General features: G+C 60.6%; 23 protein-coding genes. 10 read left to right on the forward strand and 13 right to left on the reverse strand.

The window, feature by feature from the left end; all coding sequences use genetic code 11:
• Positions 1-195 precede the first annotated feature (195 nt).
• Positions 196-1,800 carry an ABC-F family ATPase gene (locus tag ACE3O2_RS13975; RefSeq protein ID WP_374338471.1) on the reverse strand — a complete coding sequence of 535 codons (1,605 nt, stop codon included), beginning with the start codon at positions 1,798-1,800 and terminating at the stop codon, positions 196-198.
• 202 nt (positions 1,801-2,002) lie between these two features.
• Here ACE3O2_RS13975 and dapA point away from each other — a divergent pair, with 202 nt between their 5' ends.
• The 4 genes from dapA to ubiD all read left to right on the forward strand — a co-directional run bounded on the left by dapA (position 2,003) and on the right by ubiD (position 6,392).
• Positions 2,003-2,890, forward strand: a complete 888-nt coding sequence (gene dapA, locus ACE3O2_RS13980) for a 4-hydroxy-tetrahydrodipicolinate synthase (protein ID WP_374338473.1) — start codon at positions 2,003-2,005, stop codon at positions 2,888-2,890.
• Positions 2,891-2,910: 20 nt separating this feature from the next.
• Entirely contained in the window at positions 2,911-4,026 is a 1,116-nt protein-coding gene (bamC, locus tag ACE3O2_RS13985; RefSeq protein ID WP_374338475.1) for an outer membrane protein assembly factor BamC, read from the forward strand.
• A gap of 73 nt (positions 4,027-4,099) precedes the next feature.
• Positions 4,100-4,873, forward strand: a complete 774-nt coding sequence (locus ACE3O2_RS13990) for an MBL fold metallo-hydrolase (RefSeq protein ID WP_374338477.1) — start codon at positions 4,100-4,102, stop codon at positions 4,871-4,873.
• Between the two features lie 16 nt (positions 4,874-4,889).
• Entirely contained in the window at positions 4,890-6,392 is a 1,503-nt protein-coding gene (gene ubiD, locus ACE3O2_RS13995; protein WP_374338698.1) for a 4-hydroxy-3-polyprenylbenzoate decarboxylase, read from the forward strand.
• Between the two features lie 89 nt (positions 6,393-6,481).
• Here the strand turns inward: ubiD and ACE3O2_RS14000 are convergent, their stop codons facing one another.
• The 3 genes from ACE3O2_RS14000 to ACE3O2_RS14010 all read right to left on the reverse strand — a co-directional run bounded on the left by ACE3O2_RS14000 (position 6,482) and on the right by ACE3O2_RS14010 (position 8,470).
• Complete coding sequence (locus ACE3O2_RS14000; RefSeq protein ID WP_374338479.1) at positions 6,482-6,688, reverse strand: hypothetical protein; 207 nt, start codon at positions 6,686-6,688, stop codon at positions 6,482-6,484.
• Between the two features lie 152 nt (positions 6,689-6,840).
• Positions 6,841-7,356, reverse strand: coding sequence for a hypothetical protein (locus ACE3O2_RS14005; RefSeq protein ID WP_374338481.1), 516 nt, complete (start codon positions 7,354-7,356; stop codon positions 6,841-6,843).
• Positions 7,319-8,470, reverse strand: a complete 1,152-nt coding sequence (locus ACE3O2_RS14010; protein WP_374338482.1) for a JmjC domain-containing protein — start codon at positions 8,468-8,470, stop codon at positions 7,319-7,321. The genes ACE3O2_RS14005 and ACE3O2_RS14010 overlap by 38 nt, the downstream gene beginning before the upstream one ends.
• A gap of 188 nt (positions 8,471-8,658) precedes the next feature.
• Between ACE3O2_RS14010 and ACE3O2_RS14015 the strand changes: the two genes are divergently transcribed.
• On the forward strand, positions 8,659-9,144 hold the full coding sequence (locus ACE3O2_RS14015) for a peptidylprolyl isomerase (protein WP_374338484.1): 486 nt from the start codon (positions 8,659-8,661) through the stop codon (positions 9,142-9,144).
• Between the two features lie 23 nt (positions 9,145-9,167).
• On the opposite strand, the gene ACE3O2_RS14020 is transcribed toward ACE3O2_RS14015, so the two are convergent.
• Genes ACE3O2_RS14020 through ACE3O2_RS14030 form a run of 3 tightly spaced genes read right to left on the reverse strand, consistent with a single transcriptional unit; the run spans position 9,168 to position 10,832 of the window.
• Positions 9,168-9,689, reverse strand: a complete 522-nt coding sequence (locus ACE3O2_RS14020) for an N-acetyltransferase family protein (RefSeq protein WP_374338486.1) — start codon at positions 9,687-9,689, stop codon at positions 9,168-9,170.
• Entirely contained in the window at positions 9,686-10,537 is an 852-nt protein-coding gene (nadC, locus tag ACE3O2_RS14025; RefSeq protein WP_374338488.1) for a carboxylating nicotinate-nucleotide diphosphorylase, read from the reverse strand. The genes ACE3O2_RS14020 and nadC overlap by 4 nt, the downstream gene beginning before the upstream one ends.
• On the reverse strand, positions 10,530-10,832 hold the full coding sequence (locus tag ACE3O2_RS14030; protein WP_374338490.1) for a hypothetical protein: 303 nt from the start codon (positions 10,830-10,832) through the stop codon (positions 10,530-10,532). The genes nadC and ACE3O2_RS14030 overlap by 8 nt, the downstream gene beginning before the upstream one ends.
• Before the next feature lie 123 nt (positions 10,833-10,955).
• Here ACE3O2_RS14030 and clpB point away from each other — a divergent pair, with 123 nt between their 5' ends.
• Together clpB and ACE3O2_RS14040 are read left to right on the forward strand one after the other, a co-directional pair.
• The gene (gene clpB / locus ACE3O2_RS14035) at positions 10,956-13,541 is read left to right on the forward strand and encodes an ATP-dependent chaperone ClpB (RefSeq protein ID WP_374338492.1); all 2,586 of its coding nucleotides are present in this window, start codon (positions 10,956-10,958) and stop codon (positions 13,539-13,541) included.
• 95 nt (positions 13,542-13,636) lie between these two features.
• Positions 13,637-14,542, forward strand: a complete 906-nt coding sequence (locus ACE3O2_RS14040) for an S-adenosyl-l-methionine hydroxide adenosyltransferase family protein (protein WP_374338494.1) — start codon at positions 13,637-13,639, stop codon at positions 14,540-14,542.
• A 2-nt stretch (positions 14,543-14,544) separates the two neighbouring features.
• Here the strand turns inward: ACE3O2_RS14040 and ACE3O2_RS14045 are convergent, their stop codons facing one another.
• Genes ACE3O2_RS14045 through ACE3O2_RS14055 form a run of 3 tightly spaced genes read right to left on the reverse strand, consistent with a single transcriptional unit; the run spans position 14,545 to position 17,871 of the window.
• Positions 14,545-15,429: a hypothetical protein gene (locus ACE3O2_RS14045; RefSeq protein WP_374338496.1), complete on the reverse strand. Its 885-nt coding sequence runs from the start codon at positions 15,427-15,429 to the stop codon at positions 14,545-14,547.
• The gene (locus tag ACE3O2_RS14050) at positions 15,422-16,015 is read right to left on the reverse strand and encodes an RNA polymerase sigma factor (RefSeq protein WP_374338498.1); all 594 of its coding nucleotides are present in this window, start codon (positions 16,013-16,015) and stop codon (positions 15,422-15,424) included. The genes ACE3O2_RS14045 and ACE3O2_RS14050 overlap by 8 nt, the downstream gene beginning before the upstream one ends.
• Before the next feature lie 53 nt (positions 16,016-16,068).
• Complete coding sequence (locus ACE3O2_RS14055) at positions 16,069-17,871, reverse strand: von Willebrand factor type A domain-containing protein (RefSeq protein ID WP_374338500.1); 1,803 nt, start codon at positions 17,869-17,871, stop codon at positions 16,069-16,071.
• A 148-nt stretch (positions 17,872-18,019) separates the two neighbouring features.
• Between ACE3O2_RS14055 and ACE3O2_RS14060 the strand changes: the two genes are divergently transcribed.
• Positions 18,020-18,742, forward strand: coding sequence for a type 1 glutamine amidotransferase (locus ACE3O2_RS14060; protein WP_374338502.1), 723 nt, complete (start codon positions 18,020-18,022; stop codon positions 18,740-18,742).
• Positions 18,743-18,744: 2 nt separating this feature from the next.
• Entirely contained in the window at positions 18,745-19,245 is a 501-nt protein-coding gene (gene rraA / locus ACE3O2_RS14065) for a ribonuclease E activity regulator RraA (RefSeq protein ID WP_374338504.1), read from the forward strand.
• Here the strand turns inward: rraA and ACE3O2_RS14070 are convergent.
• On the reverse strand, positions 19,236-19,898 hold the full coding sequence (locus tag ACE3O2_RS14070; RefSeq protein ID WP_168877616.1) for a TetR/AcrR family transcriptional regulator: 663 nt from the start codon (positions 19,896-19,898) through the stop codon (positions 19,236-19,238). The two genes, rraA and ACE3O2_RS14070, sit on opposite strands and share 10 nt — an antisense overlap.
• Before the next feature lie 212 nt (positions 19,899-20,110).
• Here ACE3O2_RS14070 and plsY point away from each other — a divergent pair, with 212 nt between their 5' ends.
• Positions 20,111-20,731: a glycerol-3-phosphate 1-O-acyltransferase PlsY gene (gene plsY / locus ACE3O2_RS14075; RefSeq protein WP_374338700.1), complete on the forward strand. Its 621-nt coding sequence runs from the start codon at positions 20,111-20,113 to the stop codon at positions 20,729-20,731.
• 230 nt (positions 20,732-20,961) lie between these two features.
• On the opposite strand, the gene ACE3O2_RS14080 is transcribed toward plsY, so the two are convergent.
• Positions 20,962-22,983 (reverse strand): FimV family protein, encoded by a 2,022-nt coding sequence (locus ACE3O2_RS14080; protein ID WP_374338507.1) that lies wholly within the window; start codon positions 22,981-22,983, stop codon positions 20,962-20,964.
• A gap of 264 nt (positions 22,984-23,247) precedes the next feature.
• Complete coding sequence (locus tag ACE3O2_RS14085; protein WP_374338509.1) at positions 23,248-24,039, reverse strand: hypothetical protein; 792 nt, start codon at positions 24,037-24,039, stop codon at positions 23,248-23,250.
• Positions 24,040-24,077: the final 38 nt, after the last annotated feature.

Below are 24,077 nucleotides of genomic sequence, written 5' to 3' on the forward strand. Positions count from 1 at the left end.
TTGCGTAAACGTAAACCGCATGCTACTTCACTCCTGCCACCTTCAGCAACGCCACTCATCATTACCTTTTAAAATCAACAATATATTCAAAAAATTCACAGCGCACACTGTGCGTACCCCCAAAAGCAAAAGAGGGCCTTAGGCCCTCTCTGCAGGATGATTCTGATTGCACTGCCACAATCAGGGCATGGCGACTTACTCCAGCCCGCGACTGCTCAGGTAGTCGTCGTAGCCGCCCAGATAGTGCAGGAAGCCACCGCTGCCATCCAGCTCCAGAATCTGGGTCGCCAGCGAGCTGACGAACTGACGGTCGTGCGAAACGAAAATCAGCGTGCCCTTGTACATTTCCAGCGCCATGTTCAGCGCTTCGATGGATTCCATGTCGAGGTGGTTGGTCGGCTCATCCATGATCAGTACATTGGTGCGCAACAGCAGCAGCTTGCCGAACAGCATGCGGCACTTCTCGCCCCCGGACAGTACCCGCACCGATTTTTTGATGTCCTCGCCCGAGAACAGCAGCCGCCCCAGCGTGCCACGGATCACCTGATCATCATCACCCTGCTGTCCCCATTGCTGCATCCAGTCAAACAGGTTGTCATCCGAATCAAAGTCTGCGGCATGGTCCTGGGCAAAATAGCCGAGCGTTGCCTTTTCAGCCCATTTGACCTGCCCGCCATCCGGCGTCATTTCACCCACCAGGGTACGCAGCAGCGTGGTTTTACCGGCACCGTTCGGGCCAATCACCGCAATCTTCTGCCCCGCCTCAATGATCAGGTCCAGCGAACGGAACAGGGGCTTGTCAAACGCCTTGCTCACCCCGGCCAGCTCGACAGCCTGACGATGCAGCTTGTTCTTCTCGTCCAGCTCAAAGCGCACATAGGGGCTGACCCGTGATGAAGGCTTCACCTGCACCATAGTCTCTTTCAGCTTGTCGACTTGCTTCAGCCGTGAAGTGGCTTGCCGGGCCTTGGACTTGTTGGCCTTGAAGCGGGCCACAAATTCCTGCAGGTCGGCAATCTGGTCTTTCTTGCGGGCGTTGTCTGCCACCAGCCGAGCACGTGCTTCGGCGCTGGCGATCATGTAATCGTCGTAGTTGCCCGGATAAATACGGATCTCGCCGTAATCCAGGTCAGCCATATGGGTGCAGACCGAATTCAGAAAGTGGCGATCGTGCGAGATGATCACCATGGTACTGGCGCGCTCATTCAGCACGCTTTCCAGCCAGCGAATGGTGTTGATGTCCAGGTTGTTGGTCGGCTCGTCCAGCAGCAGCACGTCCGGGTCCGAAAACAGCGCCTGTGCCAGCAACACCCGCAGCTTGAAGCCAGGGGCCACTTCACTCATCGGGCCGTTATGCAGGCTACCGTCAATACCCGCACCGATCAGCAGCGCACCGGCGCGGGCTTCCGCATCGTAACCACCCAGCTCGCCAAAGCGGGTTTCCAGCTCGGCGGCCCGCATGTAGTCGTCTTCTGTCGCATCCAGATTGGCGTAGATGGCGTTCTTTTCCTCCTGCACCGCCCACAGCTCGACATTGCCCATCATCACCACGTCCAGCACCCGGCAGTCTTCATAGGCAAACTGGTCCTGCCGCAGCTTGCCGAGGCGCTCACCCGGATCCAGCATCACATGACCCGAAGTGGGCTCCAGGTCACCACCCAGAATCTTCATGAAGGTGGATTTACCGGAGCCATTGGCCCCGATCAGGCCATAGCGGTTACCCTCGCCAAACTTGACCGTCACTTTCTCGAACAAGGGCTTGGCGCCGAACTGCATGGTGATGTTATTGGTACTGAGCAATCTCGTGATCCTCGCAAAACCACCCGGCGCTCGCCAAGTGGTTGAATGGTCATGTCAAATTGGCTGATTTTAGCACAGCTTTGACCTTCTCCCTCAGCCGGGCAGCACAGCCTATTTTCCGGAACAAAGTGAATCGGTTACACTAGGGGCTTTGTGGCCGCGATCCGCTGCCAGCTGAACCCTTGTGGAAAGAACCTGCGCCATGCTTACCGGCAGTCTAGTTGCCATTGTCACCCCGATGACCGCGGACGGTGCCATTGATTTCACCGCCTTCCGCCGCCTCATTGACTATCATGTGACCGAAGGCACCGATGGTCTGGTGGTGGCCGGTACCACCGGCGAATCCTGCACCATCACGGTCGACGAGCACCTTGAGCTGATCCGCTTTGCGGTGGAATACGCGGCAGGCCGCATTCCCATCATCGCCGGTACTGGTGCCAACTCTACCCACGAGGCCATCAACCTGACCCGTGGCGCCAAAGAGGCCGGTGCCAGCGCCTGCCTGTCGGTGGTGCCCTACTACAACAAGCCGACACAGGAAGGCCTGTACCAGCACTTCAAGGCCATTGTCGAAGCCGTACCGCTGCCGCTGATTCTGTACAACGTACCCGGCCGCACCGTGGCCGACCTCAGCAACGATACGGTGGTGCGCCTGGCGCAACTGCCAAACATCATTGGCCTGAAAGATGCGACCGGCGATATTGGTCGTGCCGTTGACCTGATCATGCGGGTCCCGCAAGGCTTTGCCCTGTACTCCGGTGAAGACGCGACATCGCTGGCCTTCCTGCTGCTGGGCGGCCACGGCGTGATCTCGGTCACCGCCAATGTGGCGCCGCGTGCCATGCATGCGCTGTGCGAGGCGGCGGCAGAAGGCCGCATTGCTGACGCACGCCGTATCAACGATGCGCTGTTTGGTTTGCACACCAAACTGTTTATTGAAGCCAACCCGATTCCGGTCAAATGGGCCGTAGCCCAGCTGGGCCTGATGGCAGACGGCATCCGCCTGCCGCTGGTTCCGCTGTCCGAATCGGCCCGTCCGGTCTTGCTGGCAGCCTTGCAACAAGCCGGTGAACTGATCCGTCGTCCTTGACCCAACCAGGAAAGAACTGCATGCGCACCACCCGTTTGCTCCCCAGCTGCCTCCTGCTCAGCCTGCTGCTGGCCGGTTGCAGCAGCAACCTGTTCCAGGGCAAGAAAATCGATTACCGCAGTGCCGGTGAGGCGCCAGGTCTGGATGTTCCGCCCGACCTGACCCGCCCGACCTATGACGACCGCTACAACATGCCGGACGTTAACCGCGGCAGCACCTACTCCGGTTATGCCCAAGGTACTGCAGCGCAGCCACAGACGGCTTCGCCGACCGTGCTGCCCAAGGTCAACAAGGTCACGGTGGAGCGTGCCGGCAATGACCGCTGGCTGGTGGTCGATGCCACGCCGGAGCAATTGTGGCTGCCGGTGAAGGATTTCTGGCAAGAGCTGGGCTTCATCATCAAGATTGACGAGCCGGAAACCGGCATCATCGAAACCGACTGGGCCGAGAACCGCGCACTGATTCCGGACGATTTCATCCGCAATACCTTCGGCAAGCTGCTCGACAGCCTGTACTCCACCGATGAGCGCGACAAGTTCCGCACCCGGATGGAGCGTCGTGCGGACGGCAAGACCGAAATCTACATCAGCCACCGTGGCATGTACGAAGCGTATGCCAACGAGGCCAAGGACAAGACCGTCTGGCAGCCCCGTCCGGTTGAGCCCGAGCTGGAAACCGAAATGCTCACCCGCATGATGTTGCGTCTGGGCATTGAAGAGAACACGGCGCGACGCGCACTGGCGGACAAGACCAATACGGTGGAACGCGCCAAGCTGCTCAAGGGCAATACTGGTGGCCTGGTTCAGGTGAACGAGCCCTTTGACCGCGCCTGGCGTCGTGTCGGGCTGGCCTTGGACCGCAACGGCTTTACCGTGGTGGACCGCAACCGCAATGAAGGCACCTACTTCATCAGCTACAGCGACGAGCGCAAACCGGAAAGCAGTGGCGGCGGCTGGTTCTCTTGGCTGTTTGGCAGCAACACGCCAGAGAAGAAGAACGAGATCATCCAGTATCGCGTGATGGTCAAGGGTAGTGGTGACAATACGCTGGTGAGCGTGCTGGACAAGAATGGCCAGCCGGAAAGCACCGCCATCGGCGCCAAGATCACCACCCTGCTGTATGAGCAACTGAAGTAAGCTCGTCTTTTCCGCAACACCGGCAACGGCGAACCTGCGGGTTCGCCGTTGTTGTTTGGCAACCGGAGTTTTCATGCGCTTTGCCGCATTAGCCAGTGGCAGCGAGGGCAATGCCTTGCTGGTCCAGCACGGTAGCACCCTGCTGATGATGGATTGCGGCTTGCCCCTGCGCGAAGTCAAGCGCGGCCTGCACCGCCTGGGGCTGGAGCCCGCGCAATTAAGCGCCATTCTGGTCACCCATGAACATGGCGACCATATCGGCGGTGTGCCCGCGCTGGCGAGCGCCTTCAATCTACCCGTGTTTGCCAGCCACGGCACCCTCAGTTCAGCACAAGCCCCTTTCACCCGCCTGCCACGACTGATGCCCTTCGACAGTCACGACCCGACTCCGCTGGTGATCGGTGACCTGGAGATCTGCCCGATCCGGGTACCGCACGATACGCGCGAACCGGTGCAATACCGTTTTGATAACGGCCAGCACCGGCTAGGCGTGCTAACCGACCTCGGCAGCCTCACCCCGCATGTTGTGCACTGCCTGACCGGCGTGGATGCCCTGGTACTGGAGTGCAACTACGAGCCAGACCTGCTGGCGCGGGGCCGCTATCCGGCCCGGCTACAGCAGCGCATCCGCGGTCCGCTCGGCCACCTCGCCAACCAGCAGGCCGCCGAGTTGCTGACACAGTTGGACTGCAGCCGCCTGCAGCACCTGCTGGCGGCGCACCTCAGCAATGAAAACAACCGCCCCGAACTGGCCCAGCAGGCACTGGCCACCGCGCTGGGCTGCACACCTGACTGGATCGGTGTTGCCCGGCAGCGAACCGGCTTCGATTGGCGCGAACTGCATTGACCTTCAAGGATTCATGATGCGTTATCAGGATTTACGTGACTTCATGCAGCAACTGGAGCAGATGGGCGAGCTGCGTCGGATTCAGACGCCGGTCTCTCCGCATCTGGAAATGACCGAGATTGCCGACCGGGTGCTACGAGCAGAAGGCCCGGCGCTGCTGTTCGAGCAGCCCGACTATCAGCCCGGGGCAAACCGCCCTCGCCTGCCGGTACTGGCCAATCTGTTTGGCACGCCGCGCCGGGTGGCGCTGGGCATGGGCGCAGATGAGGTCAGCGCTTTGCGGGATATTGGCAAGCTGCTGGCGTATCTGAAAGAGCCGGAACCGCCCAAAGGGTTGAAGGACGCCTGGGACAAGTGGCCCATCCTGAAGCAGATCCTCAATATGCAGCCGAAAACGGTACGCAAGGCACCTTGTCAGGAGGTAGTCTGGGAAGGTGCTGAAGTTGATCTGGCGCGGCTGCCCATTCAGCATTGCTGGCCTGGCGATGTCGCACCGCTGATCACCTGGGGGCTGGTGGTGACCCGTGGCCCACACAAACAGCGGCAAAATCTGGGCATTTACCGGCAGCAAGTACTCAACCGCAATCAGGTGATCATGCGCTGGCTGGCGCACCGTGGCGGCGCACTGGATTTCCGAGAGCACGCACTGGCCCACCCCGGCCAGCCGTTTCCGATCGCGGTGGTACTGGGCTGCGACCCGGCCACCATCCTGGGTGCAGTCACCCCGGTACCCGACAGCCTGTCTGAATACCAGTTTGCCGGACTGCTACGCGGCAGCAAAACCGAGTTGACGTCATGCTTGGGCAACACCCTGCAGGTACCCGCACGTGCCGAAATCGTACTGGAAGGCCATATTTATCCGGATGCCAACGACCCCAGCGGCTATCAGACCGCCATCGAAGGCCCGTATGGTGACCATACCGGCTATTATAATGAGCAAGACCGGTTCCCGGTCTTCACCATCGACCGCATCACCAGCCGGCCTGACCCAATCTACCACAGCACTTATACCGGCAAACCGCCGGATGAGCCTGCGGTGCTGGGTGTGGCACTCAATGAAGTGTTTGTGCCCATCCTGCAAAAGCAGTTTCCGGAGATTGTGGATTTCTACCTGCCACCGGAAGGCTGCTCATACCGAATGGCGGTGGTCTCCATCCGCAAACAGTACCCGGGTCATGCCAAGCGGGTGATGTTTGGCATCTGGAGCTTTCTGCGCCAGTTCATGTACACCAAGTTCATCGTGGTGGTGGATGAGGACGTGGATACACGAGACTGGAAAGAAGTGATCTGGGCCATCACCACCCGCATGGATCCCAGCCGCGATACCACGCTGGTGGAGCAAACACCGATTGATTATCTGGATTTTGCCAGCCCGGTATCCGGTCTGGGCAGCAAGATGGGACTGGATGCCACCAACAAGTGGCCAGGCGAAACCAACCGCGAGTGGGGACGGACCATTGTGATGGACGCTGCCGTCAAGGCGCGCGTCGATAGTCTGTGGACCGAGCTGGGTCTGTAGACTCACCCAGGCGCACCGGCGGGTGCGTCAGGAAAAACAGCAATAAAAAAGCCGACCTGTACAGGTCGGCTTTTTTGCCAGCTGGAAGCTTAGCTGGAAGCGCCGGAAGCCGGAGCAGCGGAAGCCGGAGCTTCGGAAGCAGCCGGGGCTTCGGAAGCAGCCGGGGCTTCGGAAGCAACCGGAGCAGCTTCGGAGGCCACCGGAGTGGAAGCTTCGGAAGCGGTAGAACCGGTGTCTTTGTTGCAAGCAGCCAAAGTCAGTGCCAACAGAGCGGCCAGCAGAGCGGATACTTTCATTTGAGTTCCCTTAGTCTAAGTTACGAGCAAAACGGATTGGACGAAGCGACCGCACCTAGTTAGCAATAGCGGTAAACCAGCAACAGTGCCGATCGACCGGCGAATTCTAGCATGATGACCAAAAAACGCTACAGGTTTTTTTAAAAACTTCGCTACAGGCCCAACACTGTTGCTGTTATCGCCACAACAGATTGCGCCCATATCTCTTCAAAGCGGTCCTGCCAAGGACGAATGGCAGACAGATCCTGCGCCACCACCACGCCTCTGGGCTGCGCGCTTACCGCGCGCCGCGCACAGTATAACTGATCTGCCAAAAAAAGCGTATCTTGTTGACGCGCCGCATCATCAATCGCCAGATGAATCTGCACCTGGCTGCTGTATTGCCGCTGCAAATGCTTCAAACGCTCACCCCGGCGGCTGGCTGCGTCCACATCCCGCAGTACGACGCGCAACTGCCGCTTGCGGTCGGATCGAAGCCTGCATTCCAGGGCAGCATGCCATTGCTGTGATTCATAAAACGGGTATTGCCAGTCCGCATCAAATAAGCAAATTGATTGCTGCACTGCAGCAGTGAATTGCAATAGCGCTTCCTCGAATTGACAGCGCGAATCAATCAACTGTCGCAAGGGCTCAGTCGAGATGAATGAATCCGGCACAATAGCCCTCATATAGCCAGTCCAGCACGGCGGCCGGCATCGGCTGCGCCGCGAGCGCGCGATGATCCGCCAGCGCACGCAGCAGCGGGTGCTGCTGCAAGGCTTCCGGCACCGGCTCCCCGTTCAACCACACTGAGCCAGCGTGGTAGAGGCATAGGCTGCGCCGGTCCAGCTGCAGCCCTTGCGCCTGCGCCCGCTTGGCGAATGTGGTTTCTGACAATGGCCGGGCGGGCTCATCAAACCAGACATGCTGCTTGGGGGCGGACAAATAACTGCACAGAAAATCGGCCACCTCAGCCTCGCCCCAGCGCACTTGCTGCAGCAGGGCCGTACATTGCTGCAACATCAGCGGGTCCAGCTGGCCAGGTTGTGCCTGCGCGGCCAAAGTCGGGTCGGCATACATGCCGGGAAAATCCACTTTTTCTGCCAGAAACATCAGGAACTGGCTGGCCAGCTCCTGATGGCTAGGCGTGCGGAAACCAATCGAGTAGGTGGTTCCAGCACCACGCTGGATACCATAATGAGCGCAGTGTGGTGGCAAGTACAACATGTCGCCCGGCTGCAACAGCCAGCGCTGCTCCGCCTGAAAGTTCGACAGGATGCGCAGCGGAATATCCGGAATCAGGCTGCGGTCACCATCCACGCTGATCTGCCACTCCTTGCTGCCACTGCCTTGCAGCAGGAACACATCATAAGAATCGTAGTGCGGCCCTACCCCGCCACCATCCGGGGCGTAGCTGATCATCAGGTCATCCAGCCGGGCATAGGGCACAAAGGAGAAGTGTTGCAACAGTGCATCAGCGGTCGGCAATAAATGATTCAGGTTCTGCACCAGCAAGGCCCAGCCCTCAGCAGGCAGGCGGTTCAGCTGCTTCGCGGTAAACGGGCCGTGCTCCAGTTGCCAGTCATCGCCTTCGCCACACTGCACCAGCCGGGAGATCACGTCCTCCTGCCGGGCATACGCCAGCAATTGCTCGCGCGTGAGCAGGTCCGAGAACCCCGGGAAGGCGTTGGGAATATACAACGGACGCTTCTGCCAGTAATCCCGCAGGAATTCGCGTGCGGTCAGCCCCCCCAGCCAGGTCAGCGGGGTATCGGTTGCAATGGGTAAATTTGGTGCGTGCATGGCCGACATTATACGCCGTCGGCACAGACCCGCCTTGCAAAATCCGGTAGAATGATCAACTGGACTGTTCCGCACTGCAGGTCCACCTGTTCTGCTTGTGGTAGCTAGGTGTGCTACCCGCCAGCCTTTGCGGCACTGGCTTTTTACACTTCACCGCGCCAGCTTGATGCCTGGCTGGAAGGACGACGATGCAAATCAAAAAAGACAGCGTGGTTTCGCTGAACTATCAGATGTTTGACGACAGCGGCGAGCTGATTGACGAAAGCCAGGAGCCGATGGTTTACCTGCACGGTGGCTATGACGGCATTTTCCCGCAAGTGGAAGAAGCCCTGCATGGCAAGACCGTGGGCGACAAGGTGGATGTCACCATGGAGCCGGAATATGCCTTCGGTGAATACGACGACAGCCTGATCCGCCACGAAGACATCGAGCTGTTCCCGGAGGACATCGAAGAAGGCATGATGTTCGAGGCCGACGACGACGAAAGCGGCGAATCCATGGTGTTCACCGTGACCGAAATCGCCAATGGCAAGGTTACGCTGGACGGCAACCACCCGCTGGCAGGCAAGACCCTGCGTTTTGCGGCCACCGTGGGCGCCGTACGTGACGCCAGCAAGGAAGAGCTGGAGCACGGCCACGCGCACGACCCGGAAGGCCATCACCACCATCACTGAAAGTGATGTCACTGACGCAGGGCTTACCAGTCCTGCGTCAGTACCTGGTTTTCGTGACGCTCTTGCTCCAGCTCAAACCAGGTCACACCCACCGCCTGAAACTGTTCTCGCTGATAAAATCGGATGGCATCCGGATTACCCTGCCAGACGGTCAACCAGCATCCCTGCCAGCCCTCTGCCTGCAACACCTCCCGCGCCGCCCCTAACAAGGCAGGCCCCAGCCCTTGCCGGGTCTGACACGCCTGCACATACAGGCGATCCACCTCCACCTGCTGCGGCAATTGCCGGATCGGGTCCGGTCGCCCCAATCCTAATTGAATGAAACCCGCGACATGGCCCTGCTGCTCCGCCAACCAGAAACGCTGATGCGGATCACGCAAGGCGTGCTGTAGCTGCGCCTCGGTAAACGTTTGCAACACATACTCCGCAATGACCGGGCGAATACCTTCCTGCGCATAGCGCTCCAGCCACACTTGCATGCCCAGCGCGGCCAGCACCGGTGCGTCGGCCAGTGTCGCCGGCCGAATGTGCCAGCCCGTGCTCACTGGAAACGCATCGACAGGTCGATGGCACGCACATGCTTGGTCAGCGCACCGATCGAGATCCGGTTGACCCCGGTTTCCGCCAACGCCCGCAGGCTATCCAGCGTCGCATTACCGGATGCCTCCAGCTGGGCACGCCCCGTCGTCAGCTGCACGGCCTCACGCATCTGCGCCAGCGACATATTGTCCAGCAGCACCAGCGTCACCCCGGCCTCCAACGCTTGGCGCAGCTCATCCAGTGTTTCCACTTCCACCTGAATCGGCACCCCGGACTGCAATTGCCGCGCCGCCGCCACCGCGGCAGTAATCGACCCGGCAGCGAGGATGTGGTTCTCCTTGATCAGGATGCCATCGTACAGTCCCACCCGCTGATTCTGCCCGCCGCCGACTCGCACGGCGTACTTCTGCGCCAGCCGCAAGCCCGGCACGGTCTTGCGGGTATCCATCACCGCCACCGGCAGGTCCGCCACCACCTCGGCATACTGGCGTACTACGGTTGCCACGCCAGACAAGGTCTGCAGGAAATTCAGCGCGCTACGCTCGGCGGTCAGCAAGGCCCGTGCAGGCCCGCTGATCTCGCACAGCAGCTGATCTGCCACCACCTGCGCGCCCTCCGCCACCTGCCAGGCGATCTGGCAGCGCGCATCCAGCTGCGCAAAGCAGGCCTCAAACCAGGGCTGCCCGCACACCACCGCTGCTTCGCGTGCGATGACCCGTGCCGTACCCATCCGCTCGGCGGGGATCAGCCGGGCGGTCCAGTCGCAATGGCCAATATCCTCGCTCAAGGCACGGCTGACATCCGCGGCAATCTGGTATAGCGGTGGCAATGCCACCGGATAAAGACTATTCATCGTGTTCCGTTGCTTGTGAAACATGCCAGGCTTGGGCTGCCGCCACAATGTCGGGCAGCTGCGCCATGGTGACCTGATGAAAAAAGCGCCCCCCCGGCGCCAGCTTGATATTGGGCCCGTGCTCGCACTCGCCCAGACAGGGAAAGGGGATGACTTCGATGTCCGCCGCCGCAGCCAGCGGCTTGAGTGCATCCAGCAAGGCCTTGCTGCCGCGCCCGCCACAACTGGGCTGTTGCCCGAGGAAGCGGTGCTTGGTGCAGACAATCAGGGTGGTTGGCTGAGGGGTATCGTCCATGCCGCCATTGTACGTGGCGCCGCCCGCTTGCGCACCTTTGACCTGGCGCAAAAACCAGCCGCTTGAAAATCCGCCCGCACACCCCGACCTCCTGTTCATGAGAATAAACCCGGAGATCGCAGCATGCGTTTCGACAAATTGACCACCAAATTCCAGCAGGCCTTTGCCGATGCGCAAAGCCTGGCGCTGGCGAACGACAACGGCTTCATCGAAGCCCCCCACCTGCTGCTGGCCCTGCTGCAACAGCAAGATGGCGGCATCAGCGGCGTGCTGGCCAAGGCAGGCGTCAACCTGTCCGGCCTCAGCCAAGGGTTGCAGCAAGCCATCAAACACCTGCCACAGGTAGAAGGCAATGGCGGTGAAATCACCGTTTCGCGTGAGCTGGGCAATCTGCTGAACTTGACCGACAAGGCGGCCAGCAAGCGGGGCGACCAGTTCATCGCCAGCGAGATGTTCCTGCTCGCCCTGCTGGAAGACAAAGGCGACACCGGCAAACTGCTGAAAGAATGCGGCGGCAGCAAGGCTGCCATTGAAGCTGCGATTGACGCGATCCGGGGTGACGCCGCCGTCAACAGCCAGGATGCAGAAGCCCAGCGCGGCGCGCTGGACAAGTACACGCTGGACCTGACCGAGCGCGCCCGCCAAGGCAAGCTGGACCCGGTGATTGGCCGTGATGATGAAATCCGCCGCGCCATTCAGGTCCTGCAGCGCCGCACCAAGAACAACCCGGTGCTGATTGGTGAGCCCGGCGTGGGCAAGACTGCCATCGTGGAAGGGCTGGCGCAGCGCATTGTCAATGAAGAAGTGCCGGAGTCGCTGAAATCCAAGCGGGTTCTGGTGCTGGATCTGGCCGCCCTGCTGGCCGGTGCCAAGTACCGCGGCGAATTTGAAGAGCGCCTCAAGGCCGTCCTCAACGACCTGGCCAAAGACGAAGGCAACAGCATTGTCTTTATCGACGAGTTGCACACCCTGGTCGGGGCCGGCAAGGCTGAAGGTGCGATGGATGCGGGCAATATGCTGAAACCGGCACTGGCGCGCGGCGAGCTGCACTGCATTGGCGCCACCACGCTGGACGAATACCGCAAGTACATCGAAAAGGATGCCGCGCTGGCGCGCCGCTTCCAGCAGGTACTGGTCGACGAGCCTTCGGTGGAGAGCACCATTGCCATCCTGCGCGGCCTGCAGGAGAAGTATGAAATCCACCATGGCGTGGAAATCACCGACCCGGCGATTGTGGCCGCCGCTGAGCTGTCGCACCGCTACATCACCAACCGCTTCCTGCCGGACAAGGCCATCGACCTGATCGACGAAGCCGCTGCCCGCATCAAGATGGAGATCGACTCCAAGCCGGAGGCGATGGACAAGCTGGACCGTCGTCTGATCCAGTTGAAGATTGAGCGCGAAGCGGTCAACCGCGAGAAGGACGAGGCCTCGCAGAAACGGCTGGGCCTGCTGGAAGAAGAAATCGCCCGCCTGCAGCGCGAGTACAACGATCTGGAAGAGGTATGGAAAGCCGAAAAAGCCCAGGTGGTTGGCTCCCAGGCGGTGAAGGAAGAGATCGAAAAAGTACGCGCTGAGATGGACGCGGCTCGCCGCAAGGGGGACTGGCAGAAGATGAGCGAGCTGCAATATGGCCGCTTGCCACAGCTGGAAGCCCAGCTGAAGCAGGCCGAAGCGCAGGAAGACCAGCCGCGCCAGGCCAAGTTGTTGCGCACGCAAGTTGGCGCGGAGGAGATTGCCGAAGTGGTGAGTCGCGCCACCGGCATCCCGGTCAGCAAGATGATGCAGGGCGAACGTGACAAGCTGCTGGCGATGGAAGACCGCCTGCACCACCGCGTGGTGGGTCAGGATGAAGCGGTGCGGCTGGTATCCGATGCGATCCGTCGTTCCCGTTCCGGGCTGTCTGACCCGAACCGCCCTTATGGCTCCTTCCTGTTTCTGGGCCCCACCGGCGTCGGCAAGACCGAGCTGTGCAAGGCGCTGGCCGAGTTTCTGTTTGATTCGCAAGACCAGCTGGTACGCATCGACATGAGTGAATTCATGGAGAAGCACAGCGTGTCACGGCTGGTGGGGGCGCCACCCGGCTATGTGGGCTACGAGGAAGGCGGTTACCTGACGGAAGCCGTGCGCCGCAAACCCTACAGTGTGATCCTGCTCGATGAAGTGGAGAAGGCGCACCCTGACGTGTTCAACATCCTGCTGCAGGTGCTGGATGATGGTCGGCTGACCGACGGCCAAGGCCGTACGGTGGACTTCAAGAATACGGTAGTGGTGATGACTTCCAACCTGGGCTCCGGGCAGATTCAGGCGCTGACCGGACAGCCCTATCCGGAGGTCAAGGCGGCAGTGCTGGATGAAGTGAAAAACCACTTCCGCCCCGAGTTCATCAACCGGATCGACGAGATAGTGGTATTCCATGCGCTGGGGGCTGAACATATCCAGAACATCGCCCGCATTCAGCTGGCGGGGCTGGAGAAGCGCCTGGCCAGCATGGAAATGGGGCTGGCGGTGACCCCGGAAGCCTTGGCGCAAATTGCCGAAGGTGGCTTCGACCCAGTATATGGGGCACGCCCGCTCAAGCGGGCGATCCAGCAGCATATCGAGAACCCGCTGGCCAAGCTCATCCTCAGCGGGCAGTTTGCCGCCAAGGATACCATCATCGTCGACCTCGCCCACGATGGCAGCATCCAGTTCAGGAAACCGTCCTAAATACGCTCCGGGCCGACCTCTCAGGCCCGGAGTCGTGTGCAAGGCTGCACGGCTGCGCTATGCTGGGGGCTCCTCAAACCTGACAGGAGCCCCTTATGCTACTGCACAAACTGAAAACCCTGCTGACCGCATCCGCCTTGCTGCTGGCAGGGGTAGCCAGCGCACGCGCCCCACTCGTCCTGATGACCGATTTCGGCCTGAAAGATGGTGCCGTTTCCGCCATGCGTGGCGTGGCCTATGGGGTGGACCCGCAGCTGAACGTGTCCGATCTGACCCATGAGGTCCCGGAGTACGACATCTGGGTGGGCGCATACCGCCTGTACCAGACCGCTAACTACTGGCCGCAGGGTACGGTGTTTGTTTCGGTGGTCGACCCCGGCGTGGGCACCGAACGCAAATCGGTGGTGATGAAGACCAAGGATGGCCGCTACTTCGTCAACCCGAACAATGGCCTGCTGACCCTGATTGCCGAGCGTGATGGCGTGGCCGAGCTGCGGCAGATTGACGAAAAAACAAACCGCCTGTCCGGCTCCGGTGAGTCCTATACTTTCCACGGTCGTGATGTGTACGCTTATACCGGCGCTCGCCTTGCTTCCGGCAAGATCCGCTTTGAAGAAGTCGGCCCTGCCCTGCCACTGGACAGCGTGGTCCGCATTTCATATCAGAAAGCCGAGCGTAGCGGTGCCACCCTCAAGGGCATGATCCCGGTGCTGGACGTACAGTACGGCAATGTCTGGACCAATATTCCCAAGGCCATGGTGGAACAACTGGGGGTGAAGCAGCACGACAAGCTGCGCATTCGAGTCTTCAAGCAGGGCAAGCTGGTGCATGAATCGACTGCCCCGTATGAGAACACCTTCGGCGACGTGCCGGAAGGCCAGCCGCTGTTCTATATCAACAGCCTGCTCAACCTGTCGATTGCCATCAACATGGGCAACTACGCCAGCACCTACAAGCTGGAATCCGGCCCAGACTGGTCGGTAGAGATCAGCAAGCCCTGAGCTCATGGAGCAGACGCTGCTCGCCCGGCCAGCAGGTCGGGCGGGATGGCATAGTCCGGGTAGGCTTTGCGGAAACGCTGTAGCGCCTGCTCGGCTTCCGTCAGCTTGCCCTGCTGGCGCAACTGGCGGATTTGCTGCAGCCAGACCGCAGGTGGCAGGCTTTCTTCTTTCGGGGCGGCATAGCCCGAAGGCGCAGCTGCTTTTTGCTTTTTCTCCAGCTCAACGGCCTTGGGTGGCTCGGGTTTGTTCGCGGCGACACGGGCATCCAGCCCTCCCTTGGCCTCTACCTTGGGAGCAGGGGCCGCGCTGGCACGAGGCGCCATCTCCGGTGCAGTCTGGCTCAATGACTCGCTGTCTGCCGTCACCGTCTCCGCCAAGGGTTCCGGCTGGGCAGCTCCCACCTTGTCTTTCATGCGTGACTCGGCATTGACTGCGGGTTTGGCCGCAGGCACGGTGCGGGCACGTGCGGCCACCACGGGTGCGGCGACCTGGGCGTCCGCTTGCGCGGAGGGCGCTGGCATCGGCGCGGCCGGTGCCAGCTCGGCCTCTGCGGGGGACGAACCCGACAACAATTCAGGGGCTACGGCTGAGGCCATCGCAACATCCGGCGTGCTTTCATCTTGCAAGGCGGGGTGCGCGGCCTGTTGGCGCTGCACCTGCCAGCCCACGCCGATGGCCAGCATCAGGCTGGCGGCTAGCGACAGCGGCACCAGCCAGCGGGGGCGGCGCAGTGGCACCACGGTTGGCTGCGCTACGGCTTCACGTGCAGCAGCCAGAATCAGGGCGTCCAGCTCTGCGGAGGGGCCTTCATCCGGCAGGGCCTGATAGGCGGCAGAGACCTGCGGATCATCCAGTTGTGTCGGTGACACGGCGCGTTGCTCAGCCATGCGCCCCTCCTTTCCAGCCAGCCAGCGACTGCTTTAACCGCTGTACGGCATAACGCAAACGACTCTTCGCCGTTTCCGGCAAGACCCCGGTCAAGCGGGCAATTTCCTCCAGCGACAACTCGCCATGCTCCCGCAGCAGGAAGGCTTCGCGCTGAGCGGCGGGCAGCTCGGCCAGTGCCTGCCGAATGGCCTCTGCCTGCTGCTTGCGGTCCATCACCTGCTCAGGCAGTGGTGCGCGGCTATCCACCAGCTGCGTCAACGGGTCCTCATCCTCGTCACCTTGCAGCTGCTGCAACAACAGCGGCTCATGGCGGCGCAGGTAGTCGAGCAGGCGGTTACGGCCGATCTGGTACAGCCAAGTGCGGAAGGCCGCCTGCGGCTGGTAGCTGCTGCGAGCCCGGGTGACATTCATCCACACATCCTGATACACATCGTCCAGCCAGGGGGCATGGGCACACTGGCGGGCGAGAAAGTGGTACAGCCCACGCTTGTGCCGCTCATACAGAATGGCGAAAGCATCGGCATCACCACCGGCATAGCGCAGCATCAGGCTTTCGTCAGGCAGCTCGGTCAGGGCTTGGGTCATGGTGCGGCAAGTGTAGCGATGCCGCCCTCATGACGCCAGCCCTGTGGCGTAGATCAGCCCTCCTGCGGCACCGGATACAGCGGGGGCAGGCCGCGCCCCTGCGGCTTGCTGCTACTCAGGCTCTTGGCGAGGCGTGCCAGTTTGAGCCATTCGGCGCGGTAGCCAAAGCGGTCTGCCCCACGTGCGCCCTCTCCCAGCCGAATAATGTCGTCCCAGCCAAACTGGCCCAGGTATTTGCCATCTTCCGACAACTGCTGGCCAAAGGCGGCCACCGCAGCGGCAAAGCGGAAGTCATCACTGGTTTGTGCCAGCGGCTTGATCTGCTGCTTCCAGACCGGCGAGGTGAGCAATTGGCTGCTGTTGCTGCCCGGTGCCTTGTAGCGGACCTTGAGGAAAGCCAATTCATTGCTGTTGGTCGCCGGGCTTGCTGCGGGTTTGCCTGCCGCCGGCGCGTAGCGCGGCGTGGGCAGCCGCCCTGCTTGCCCCACCAGCGTCACTTCATACAGGGCCGTCACGGTGTGCCCGGCACCAATCTCGCCGGCATCGACCCTGTCATTGTCGAAGTCCTCGGTTTTCAGTGCACGGTTCTCAAAGCCGATCAGGCGGTATTCCGATACCTGGGCCGGGTTGAATTCCAGCTGCAGCTTCACGTCCTTGGCCACGGTGGCCATGCTGGCGCTAAACTCGTCGACCAGGACCTTCTGCGCTTCATTGAGGTTGTCGATATAGGCGTACTGACCATCACCGGCGTCGGCCAGCTGCTCCATCAACCGGTCGTTGAGGTTGCCCTCACCGAAGCCCAACGTGGAGAGGGAGACGCCACTCTTGCGGCGCTCTTCCACCATCTGCTTCAGCTGGTTGAAGTCACTGATGCCCACATTGAAATCACCATCAGTGCACAGCAAGATACGGTTGATGCCCTGATCCAGATAGCCTTGACGCGCCATGCGGTAAGCGAGCTCAATACCAGCAGCGCCTGCCGTGCCGCCGCCGGGCTGCAGCCGCTCGATGGCGTTGCGGAGCTTTTCGCGGTCTGTGGTTGGCTCCAGCACGGCTCGGCTACCTTGTGCATAGGTCACCAGCGACACCTTGTCCTGTGGACGCAGCTGGTTGATCAATAGCCGCAGGGCGTTCTTCAGCAGGGGCAGCTTGTTCGGCTCATCCATCGAGCCGGACACATCCACCAGAAACACCAGATTGGCCGGTGGCAGGCTGGTGGTGGCCGCGTCGGTGGCCTTGATGCCGATCTTCAGCAGATGGCTGTTCGGATTCCACGGCGCCGGTGCCATTTCGGTACTGAACGTGAACGGCTGTACCTTGCCGCCGGTGGCCACCACCGGCTGTGGATACTGGTAAGGAAAATAATTGACCAGCTCCTCTACCCGTACTGCATCCGCCGGCGGCAGGGTACCCTGGTTCAGCATGCGCCGCACATTGCTGTAGGAGCCGGTATCCACGTCAATCGAAAAGGTCGAGATCGGGTCTTGCGCCACGCTGACCACACTGTTGCGTTTCAAATGGTCATAGACCTCGGTGTTGGCGGGCGGGGTTACCCACGCTGGCTCAGGTTCCACAGCCATTGGCGCAGCACTCTCTGCAACACGGACGTCCTTGTCCCTCAGCGCTCCCGCTGGGGCCGCCCGCTCCTGCTTTTTCACTTCCAGCTGCGCTGAAGGCAGCGGGGCTTGGGGTGGCACATCATCCAGCGCCTCTGGCGGCACCGTGGAAACCTGAGGCGGCAGCGGTTTGTGCCCCCCCGTGCTACTGGAGGCGGATGACGTCGTCTGTTGTGGCTGCTGGCAAGCGCTGAGCAGCAGCACCAGCGGCAAGAGGGGCAAGGCGGGGGTGATGCGCATGATGGACTCCAGGTTGAGGGATCATGCAGACTGAAACGATGACGCGCCGAAAATGGGGTTAACCACGTTTAAAAAATTTTCCAGCCCGCTGGCTTGAACTTGCCCCGGGCTTTGCGGATGATGGGGCTTTTGCCGCAGGAGCGACCGCGTGAAGCCCGTTGCCATCGTCCAGCAGATTGGACACGACACCCCGGATTATTTTGCCGACTTCCTCACCGCTGCCGGCATTCCGTGGCAACTGTTCCGCATGGATCTGGGCGAGCCGCTGCCCGCCAGCATTCGGGCTTTTTCCGGTTACTGCATGCTGGGTGGGCCGATGAGCGTGAATGATGAGGACACACTGCCCTGGCTGCGACAGGAGATGTCGCTGGTGCAGGAGGCGTTGGCGGCAGACATCCCGGTGATTGGCCACTGTCTGGGCGGGCAGTTGATCGCCAAAGCGATGGGCGGTACCGTAGGGCCCGTCCCCATGCCAGAGATTGGCTGGAGCCGGATCCACCTGCCCGAGCCACAGGATGCCGAACGCTGGCTGGGGGGTGAGCAAACGGTATCGCTATTCCAGTGGCACGGCGAGGGTTTCACCGTGCCTGAAGGTGCGCGCCTGATTGCCAGCAGCCCCTATTGGGCCAACCAAGCTTTTGTGGTGGGCCACAAGCATCTGGCCATGCAGTTTCATTGTGAGGTCAATGCGCCCAAGGTACGCTACTGGACCATCGAGGAGCGTGCTGAGATTGAATCCGTACAGCACCACCCCAGTGTGAGTCCGGCGGATGACATCCTGGCCGGGCTGGAGCGCACCATCCCGCAGAGCAACCAGTGGGCAGATCGTATCTATCGTGAGTGGATCAAAGGCTTGGTACACGGAGCATGAACATGAACTGGCAAACCGCAGACCTGTGTGATGTCTGGTCGGAGCAACTGCAGATTGCATGCCCCGGCTTGCGTCATTTTGGGGGTGTGCAACAGTTTCAGGGACCGATTGCCACCCTCAAGCTGTTTGAGGACAACAGTCTGGTACGCAGCACGCTGGAAACACCGGGCGAAGGCCGGGTGCTGGTGGTGGATGGTGGCAGCTCGCTGCGTTGCGCCCTGCTAGGTGACCAGCTGGGCGAGCTGGCCGTGCGCAATGGCTGGGCCGGGCTGGTGATCCACGGCTGTGTACGCGATAGTGTAGCCCTCAGCCGCTTGCCGCTGGGGGTCTATGCGCTGGCCAGCCACCCTCTGAAAAGTCACAAGCGGGGCGAAGGGCAAAGCGGCCTGACCGTGCAGTTTGCAGGCGTGCGCTTTACGCCCGGTGAACAGGTGTATGTCGACCCGGACGGCCTGCTGGTGGCCCGCCACGCCCTACACCTGTCCACCGCTCCTCAGGATTGAGCGGCCAGCTCCTGTGAAAATGGCGCAGAAGACAGCACGATCTTCTGGATCATCGCCAGTTGCAGCGGGATCATGGCGTCCGGCTCAAACAGGATGTAGGGCATGATGCGCGAGTGCATGGTGAGCAGCAGGCCGTGTACACTGTTGAAAAAGTACACGAAACGCGCCACCAGCTCCCGCTCGTCCACCTGCACTCCTTTTTGCCGCAAGGCACCGGCTACGGCGCGCTTGCCAAGATCCATGGTGCGCAGGGTTTCCTTGCGCATGTCTTCGGCCATGGGCTGTAGCGGGGTATCGACAAAATCCTTGTACAGGATGGGGGGGTGCATCACCAGCTCGTAGAGGTGAAACTGGCTGTTGGCATAGTGGAAGTAGATGTCGATCAGCTTGCCGAGGTGGGGTTCATCCAGCGATTCTTCGTGCAAGTGATCTTGCAGCTGCTGGTTCAAGCCGGCATGGAAATCGGTGAAGATGGCAAGAAATAGTTCGTCCTTGCTGTCAAAAAACTTGTACAGATTGCCCACCGACATATTGAGTCGCTTGGCCAATGTCACCATGGTCAGCGATTCCCAGCCCAGCTCCAGGATGGTGGCTTTCGCCTCCTCCAGAATCTTTTGACGCACCAGCTCGATGTTACGGCGTGGCCTTGCCATGCTTTTCCCCTCTCCACCTGATCTGTTTTCGTCTGAGCCTGCTGTACGGTGCTATCCCTTCACCATGGCACAGCCTGCGCATGCTTGTAAACCTTGATTCACTCATTCAGTGGGTCGGCCTGAACGCCATTTCATGTCCTTATTACCGCATGGCTTTGGCCGAACGCAAAAATCCATTACAATCAAAAGCTTCTGATTGTAAGGGATTTATGATGTTGACGATAGGCTTTGTCCTGCTGGCGTATCTGATTGGTTCGATCTCGTTCGCAATCGTCAGCAGCAAGCTGTTTGGCCTGCCCGACCCGCGCACTTTCGGTTCCAAAAATCCCGGTGCCACCAATATGCTGCGCACCGGCAACAAACTGGCCGCCCTCACGACCCTGCTGGGCGATGGCATCAAGGGCTGGGTCGCGGTGGCCCTGGCCATTCACTTTGGCGTGCCACACGGTCTGGACGTCTACGGACTAGCACTGGTGGTGATCGCCGTCACACTGGGGCATATGTGGCCGGTGTTCTTCAGCTTCTATGGCGGCAAGGGGGTCGCCACGGCCTTGGGCATTCTGTTGGCGCTGGACTGGCGTCTGGGCGCTGCCGCACTGGCGACCTGGCTACTGATGCTGGCGGCCTTCCGTATTTCATCGCTTTCCGCGCTGACGGCCGCACTGGTTGCCCCACTGGCCGCCTGGTGGTGGCTGGGCAACAGCCCGCTGACCGGGTCGATTGTGGTGCTGTCTGCCTTGCTGATCTATCGCCACAAACGCAATATTGCTGACCTGCTGCGTGGCAAGGAAAGCAATGTCGGACAGAAGGCAGGAGATCTGGAGCAGCCCTGAGTACGGACGCCAGCCGCTCATACTGGGCGGTTGGTACAGCAGACGCACGATCAGAGACCCACCGCCCCAAGAAGGCATTCGCTCAATGCCTGTCTATAGACTGACGAACATGGGTTGCAGTGAAGTCAAAGCGGCTGAGGAGACGTGTGGTCTGGCTACCCACGCCCCTCATCCCGCAGCGTGGCATTGAACACTGCAGTACCATCACACAGCAGACCATAAACAGGTTCTTAACGGCGGGACGGCTTTTCGGCAGGAGGTGGGGTATCCACCTCAAAATCCAGCAGGTCAAAATCCGGTGAGGGTTCGGCTTTGGCATGTCCGGCCGAGTGCGTCAGCGCGGGCGGCAGCTCGCCTTCCTTGGGCGGATCAAAGGTCAGCTCCAGATCAAAGTCCAGCGTGTCACTGCTTGTCTGGGGCGTCGCGACCACCTTGCTGACCCGGGCACTCGGGGCGGGTGCAGCGGCCTCATCCAGTTCAAATGACAAGGGGGGCACATCCAGCGTCATCATCTCAGCGGGGGCGGCTTCTGGCGCGGCATCAGCAGCCGGCAATGAGTCAGCACCTTCTCCCGTTGCGCCAGTCGCTTCCGCGGCCGTGGTATCGCCGCCATGCATTTCATCGCGCATGGCCTGCACCTTGTCCCAGATCGGCAAACCGTAGGCGATCTCACGGAAACGGTCGGCCAAGGTATCAAACGCATCCGTCATGCCGTGCTGTTTGTGAATCTCAAACAACATCAGCCACAAATCAAGATGGTACGGGTTCTTGTCGACCTCCTCGGTCAACAGCGATACCGCATGCTCCACCCAGCCATGAGACAGGAAGACCTGCGCCTCTTCCACCGCCCAGCGATCACCGTCCTCCACCACAATTTGCTCGTTGCGCAACGGTACGCTGTCCAGCTCGTTGCTGGCGGCGGGTTCGCGCAAACCGGCAGGCGCAGGCTGATCCAGCGGGTGAACCATGGTGAGCTGCGTCGGGGTGTCGACCTCGGCCTGAGCAGGCGCGGGACCATCTTCAAAGTACCAGCTGTTATCCGACTCCTGCCGCTGACGATAGCGCCATGCCGCCCACGCCATCACCAGCAGGATCAGGCCCGCTGCGGCATACCACCATCCATAGCGCAGCCAATGGCCCTCCTCTTCACGAGCGGGTGTGGCAGCAGGCTGTGCAGCTGTGACAGGCACCGTGGCCGATACACTGGCAGGGGCTGCAGCAGGCAAACCACGTTGCTGCTTCAGCTGTTGCAACTCGCCCTGCATTTGCTGCATCTGGGTCTGCAGGTTCAACAGGTAAGCCAGTTGGTCATCGGAATTGATCAACTGCATTTTCTGCCGTAGCTGAGCCCGTTGCGCCTCCGTCATGGGCGTGGTGGGCTCCGTCAGGTCGTAGCTCAGCTTCAGGCCAAACGTTCCGGTCGCTGGCGTCAGCGGTGGCTCCGGCAAGACCCCGCCGACGGTCACGGATACCGAACCGCCCGCCGGTTTAGGGGCTGCCGGTTTAGGGGCTGCCGGTTTGGGCTGCGGTGCCGGTTTGCTGACGACCGGCTTGGGTTTGACTTCAGCTGGCGGCGTGGTTGCAACGTCCGTCGCGGGTCGTGACACCGGCTCCAGCCGCACAGCACGTACCTGTGCCGGGCTCGGCAAGGCCAGCACCACGCCCGCCGGGATGTTTTGTGAAGACGAGCTGACTTGTGGGTTGGCTTGCAACGCAGCCTGTACAAAACGCTGCTGGTTACGGCCCTGTCCCGGATACCATTGTCGCGCCAGCTTGATCAGGCTGTCGCCCTCACGCGCCACCCACTGCAAGGGGTAGGCGGAGGCAACGGCAGGCTGCTCAGCGGGCGGCTCACCATGGGGCGCAGGGTCCAGCAGCAAGCTGTAATCCCGTGCCAGCTGCCCTTTGGGTGAACAACTGACTTGCACATAAAGACGAACCACCGGCTCTTGCATGGCAGCACGGGTCTGGATCACGATACTGCCGCCGGAGCGCTGTGTCTCGACCCGGATGGACGCACCCCGGATATACCCCTCGCCACTGCCGCCCAGCTGAATGCATTCCGGCAGGATCTCTTCGCCTGCATCTGCGGTAAACGGCACCGTAATGGATAAAGGAAAACCGAGATGGGAACGGACGCGCGCCTCCCCCAACACCAAGGCCACGCCAGGGGTTGCGACCAGACAGCTCAGGGCCGCCAGTATCAGCTGGCGTATCCGGGAGGGCCGGATCAACACAGGGGTCTCAGGCAAAAGTATCACTATCCGTTAATCAAGACGGGCCGCAACATGACAGCCCTAGTTCTGTTTTAGCCGTTTCGGCATAAAAAAGCAATATTCTTTTAAAATCACAAACCTATGAAGCAAAGTTCAAGCAAACACACAGCAGTGCTGTCGGCATCCTGCTTTTTAACACGTCGGCATGAAATAAACTGTTAAACATGTTTTCTGCATGGCACGCTTAAGCGCGCCATGCAGAGCCTCATTCAGCAGTCCCGGCCAGGCCGGTTTGCTGACTCAATAGTCGAGCGCCTCACGGATCTTGTCCCGCAGAGCATCTCCTTGCTGGGCGACACGTTTGACCAGATCTTGCTGCGCGGTATCCAGCGCCTTCTTCTTCCAGTCTGCCTCACTCCAGAACTGCAGCTTTTCAGGCTTGGCCGTGTCCAGGTCCATGTTCACACCATAGTGCAGATTGATCGCATCCATATAGCGGGACATGAAGCTCGCTCGTTCAATGATGACGGCTGGCAATGCCACCCCTTTTTGCACCAGGAAAGCAGCCTCCGCCACCTCCAGCTTGTCCTTGCCATCTTCCGCGCGAGGACGTACGACACTAAGGTAAGTAGCGGCACAGTCCTGCCGGTGTTCATTCCGGCTGCGCACATCCTGCTGGTAGACATAGTCATTGTTCAATGGCTCACAAAAACCACTCAAGTTATACCAGCCCCGGCTTTTGGCCGCACTCAGCTGGCCGGTGACAATCAACCTTGCCTGCAGCTGACGGCCGGCATCATCCAGTTTGACCAAGGACAAGGCGCCGTAAGCACCCGTGTCATAGTCCACGCCACCACCCTCAATCTGGGTGTGAGTCACTTCTGCATGCGCGTAGCTGACCGTCCACTTGCCTGCAGGCAGCGGCAGTTTTTTCTCACCAAATTGCAAGCTGTCGGTGACGGTGGCACCGGATGTGTAACGTGCATCAAATTCCTTCACCAGCTCTCGCGGTGTTTTGAAGGAGAGTGCCCAGGCACCTTGCGCCAGTAATACGCAGCTCAGGCCCAAAGCGGCCAGATGAATTCGTTTCAATTTTTCCCCAATCTCGTCATATTGATGCAGGCTGTGAC

The organism is Leeia sp., from assembly GCF_041909055.1.
Taxonomy (GTDB): domain Bacteria; phylum Pseudomonadota; class Gammaproteobacteria; order Burkholderiales; family Leeiaceae; genus Leeia; species Leeia aquatica.

What these genes read in the sequence shown, in the direction of transcription:
- dapA (WP_374338473.1), top strand. Translation starts at nt 2,003, where the DNA reads ATGCTTACCGGCAGTCTAGTTGCCATTGTCACCCCGATGACCGCGGAC.
- bamC (WP_374338475.1), top strand. Translation starts at nt 2,911, where the DNA reads ATGCGCACCACCCGTTTGCTCCCCAGCTGCCTCCTGCTCAGCCTGCTG.
- ACE3O2_RS13990 (WP_374338477.1), top strand. Translation starts at nt 4,100, where the DNA reads ATGCGCTTTGCCGCATTAGCCAGTGGCAGCGAGGGCAATGCCTTGCTG.
- ubiD (WP_374338698.1), top strand. Translation starts at nt 4,890, where the DNA reads ATGCGTTATCAGGATTTACGTGACTTCATGCAGCAACTGGAGCAGATG.
- ACE3O2_RS14000 (WP_374338479.1), bottom strand. Translation starts at nt 6,688, where the DNA reads ATGAAAGTATCCGCTCTGCTGGCCGCTCTGTTGGCACTGACTTTGGCT.
- ACE3O2_RS14005 (WP_374338481.1), bottom strand. Translation starts at nt 7,356, where the DNA reads ATGAGGGCTATTGTGCCGGATTCATTCATCTCGACTGAGCCCTTGCGA.
- ACE3O2_RS14010 (WP_374338482.1), bottom strand. Translation starts at nt 8,470, where the DNA reads ATGCACGCACCAAATTTACCCATTGCAACCGATACCCCGCTGACCTGG.
- ACE3O2_RS14015 (WP_374338484.1), top strand. Translation starts at nt 8,659, where the DNA reads ATGCAAATCAAAAAAGACAGCGTGGTTTCGCTGAACTATCAGATGTTT.
- nadC (WP_374338488.1), bottom strand. Translation starts at nt 10,537, where the DNA reads ATGAATAGTCTTTATCCGGTGGCATTGCCACCGCTATACCAGATTGCC.
- ACE3O2_RS14030 (WP_374338490.1), bottom strand. Translation starts at nt 10,832, where the DNA reads ATGGACGATACCCCTCAGCCAACCACCCTGATTGTCTGCACCAAGCAC.
- clpB (WP_374338492.1), top strand. Translation starts at nt 10,956, where the DNA reads ATGCGTTTCGACAAATTGACCACCAAATTCCAGCAGGCCTTTGCCGAT.
- ACE3O2_RS14040 (WP_374338494.1), top strand. Translation starts at nt 13,637, where the DNA reads ATGCTACTGCACAAACTGAAAACCCTGCTGACCGCATCCGCCTTGCTG.
- ACE3O2_RS14045 (WP_374338496.1), bottom strand. Translation starts at nt 15,429, where the DNA reads ATGGCTGAGCAACGCGCCGTGTCACCGACACAACTGGATGATCCGCAG.
- ACE3O2_RS14050 (WP_374338498.1), bottom strand. Translation starts at nt 16,015, where the DNA reads ATGACCCAAGCCCTGACCGAGCTGCCTGACGAAAGCCTGATGCTGCGC.
- ACE3O2_RS14055 (WP_374338500.1), bottom strand. Translation starts at nt 17,871, where the DNA reads ATGCGCATCACCCCCGCCTTGCCCCTCTTGCCGCTGGTGCTGCTGCTC.
- rraA (WP_374338504.1), top strand. Translation starts at nt 18,745, where the DNA reads ATGAACTGGCAAACCGCAGACCTGTGTGATGTCTGGTCGGAGCAACTG.
- ACE3O2_RS14070 (WP_168877616.1), bottom strand. Translation starts at nt 19,898, where the DNA reads ATGGCAAGGCCACGCCGTAACATCGAGCTGGTGCGTCAAAAGATTCTG.
- plsY (WP_374338700.1), top strand. Translation starts at nt 20,111, where the DNA reads ATGTTGACGATAGGCTTTGTCCTGCTGGCGTATCTGATTGGTTCGATC.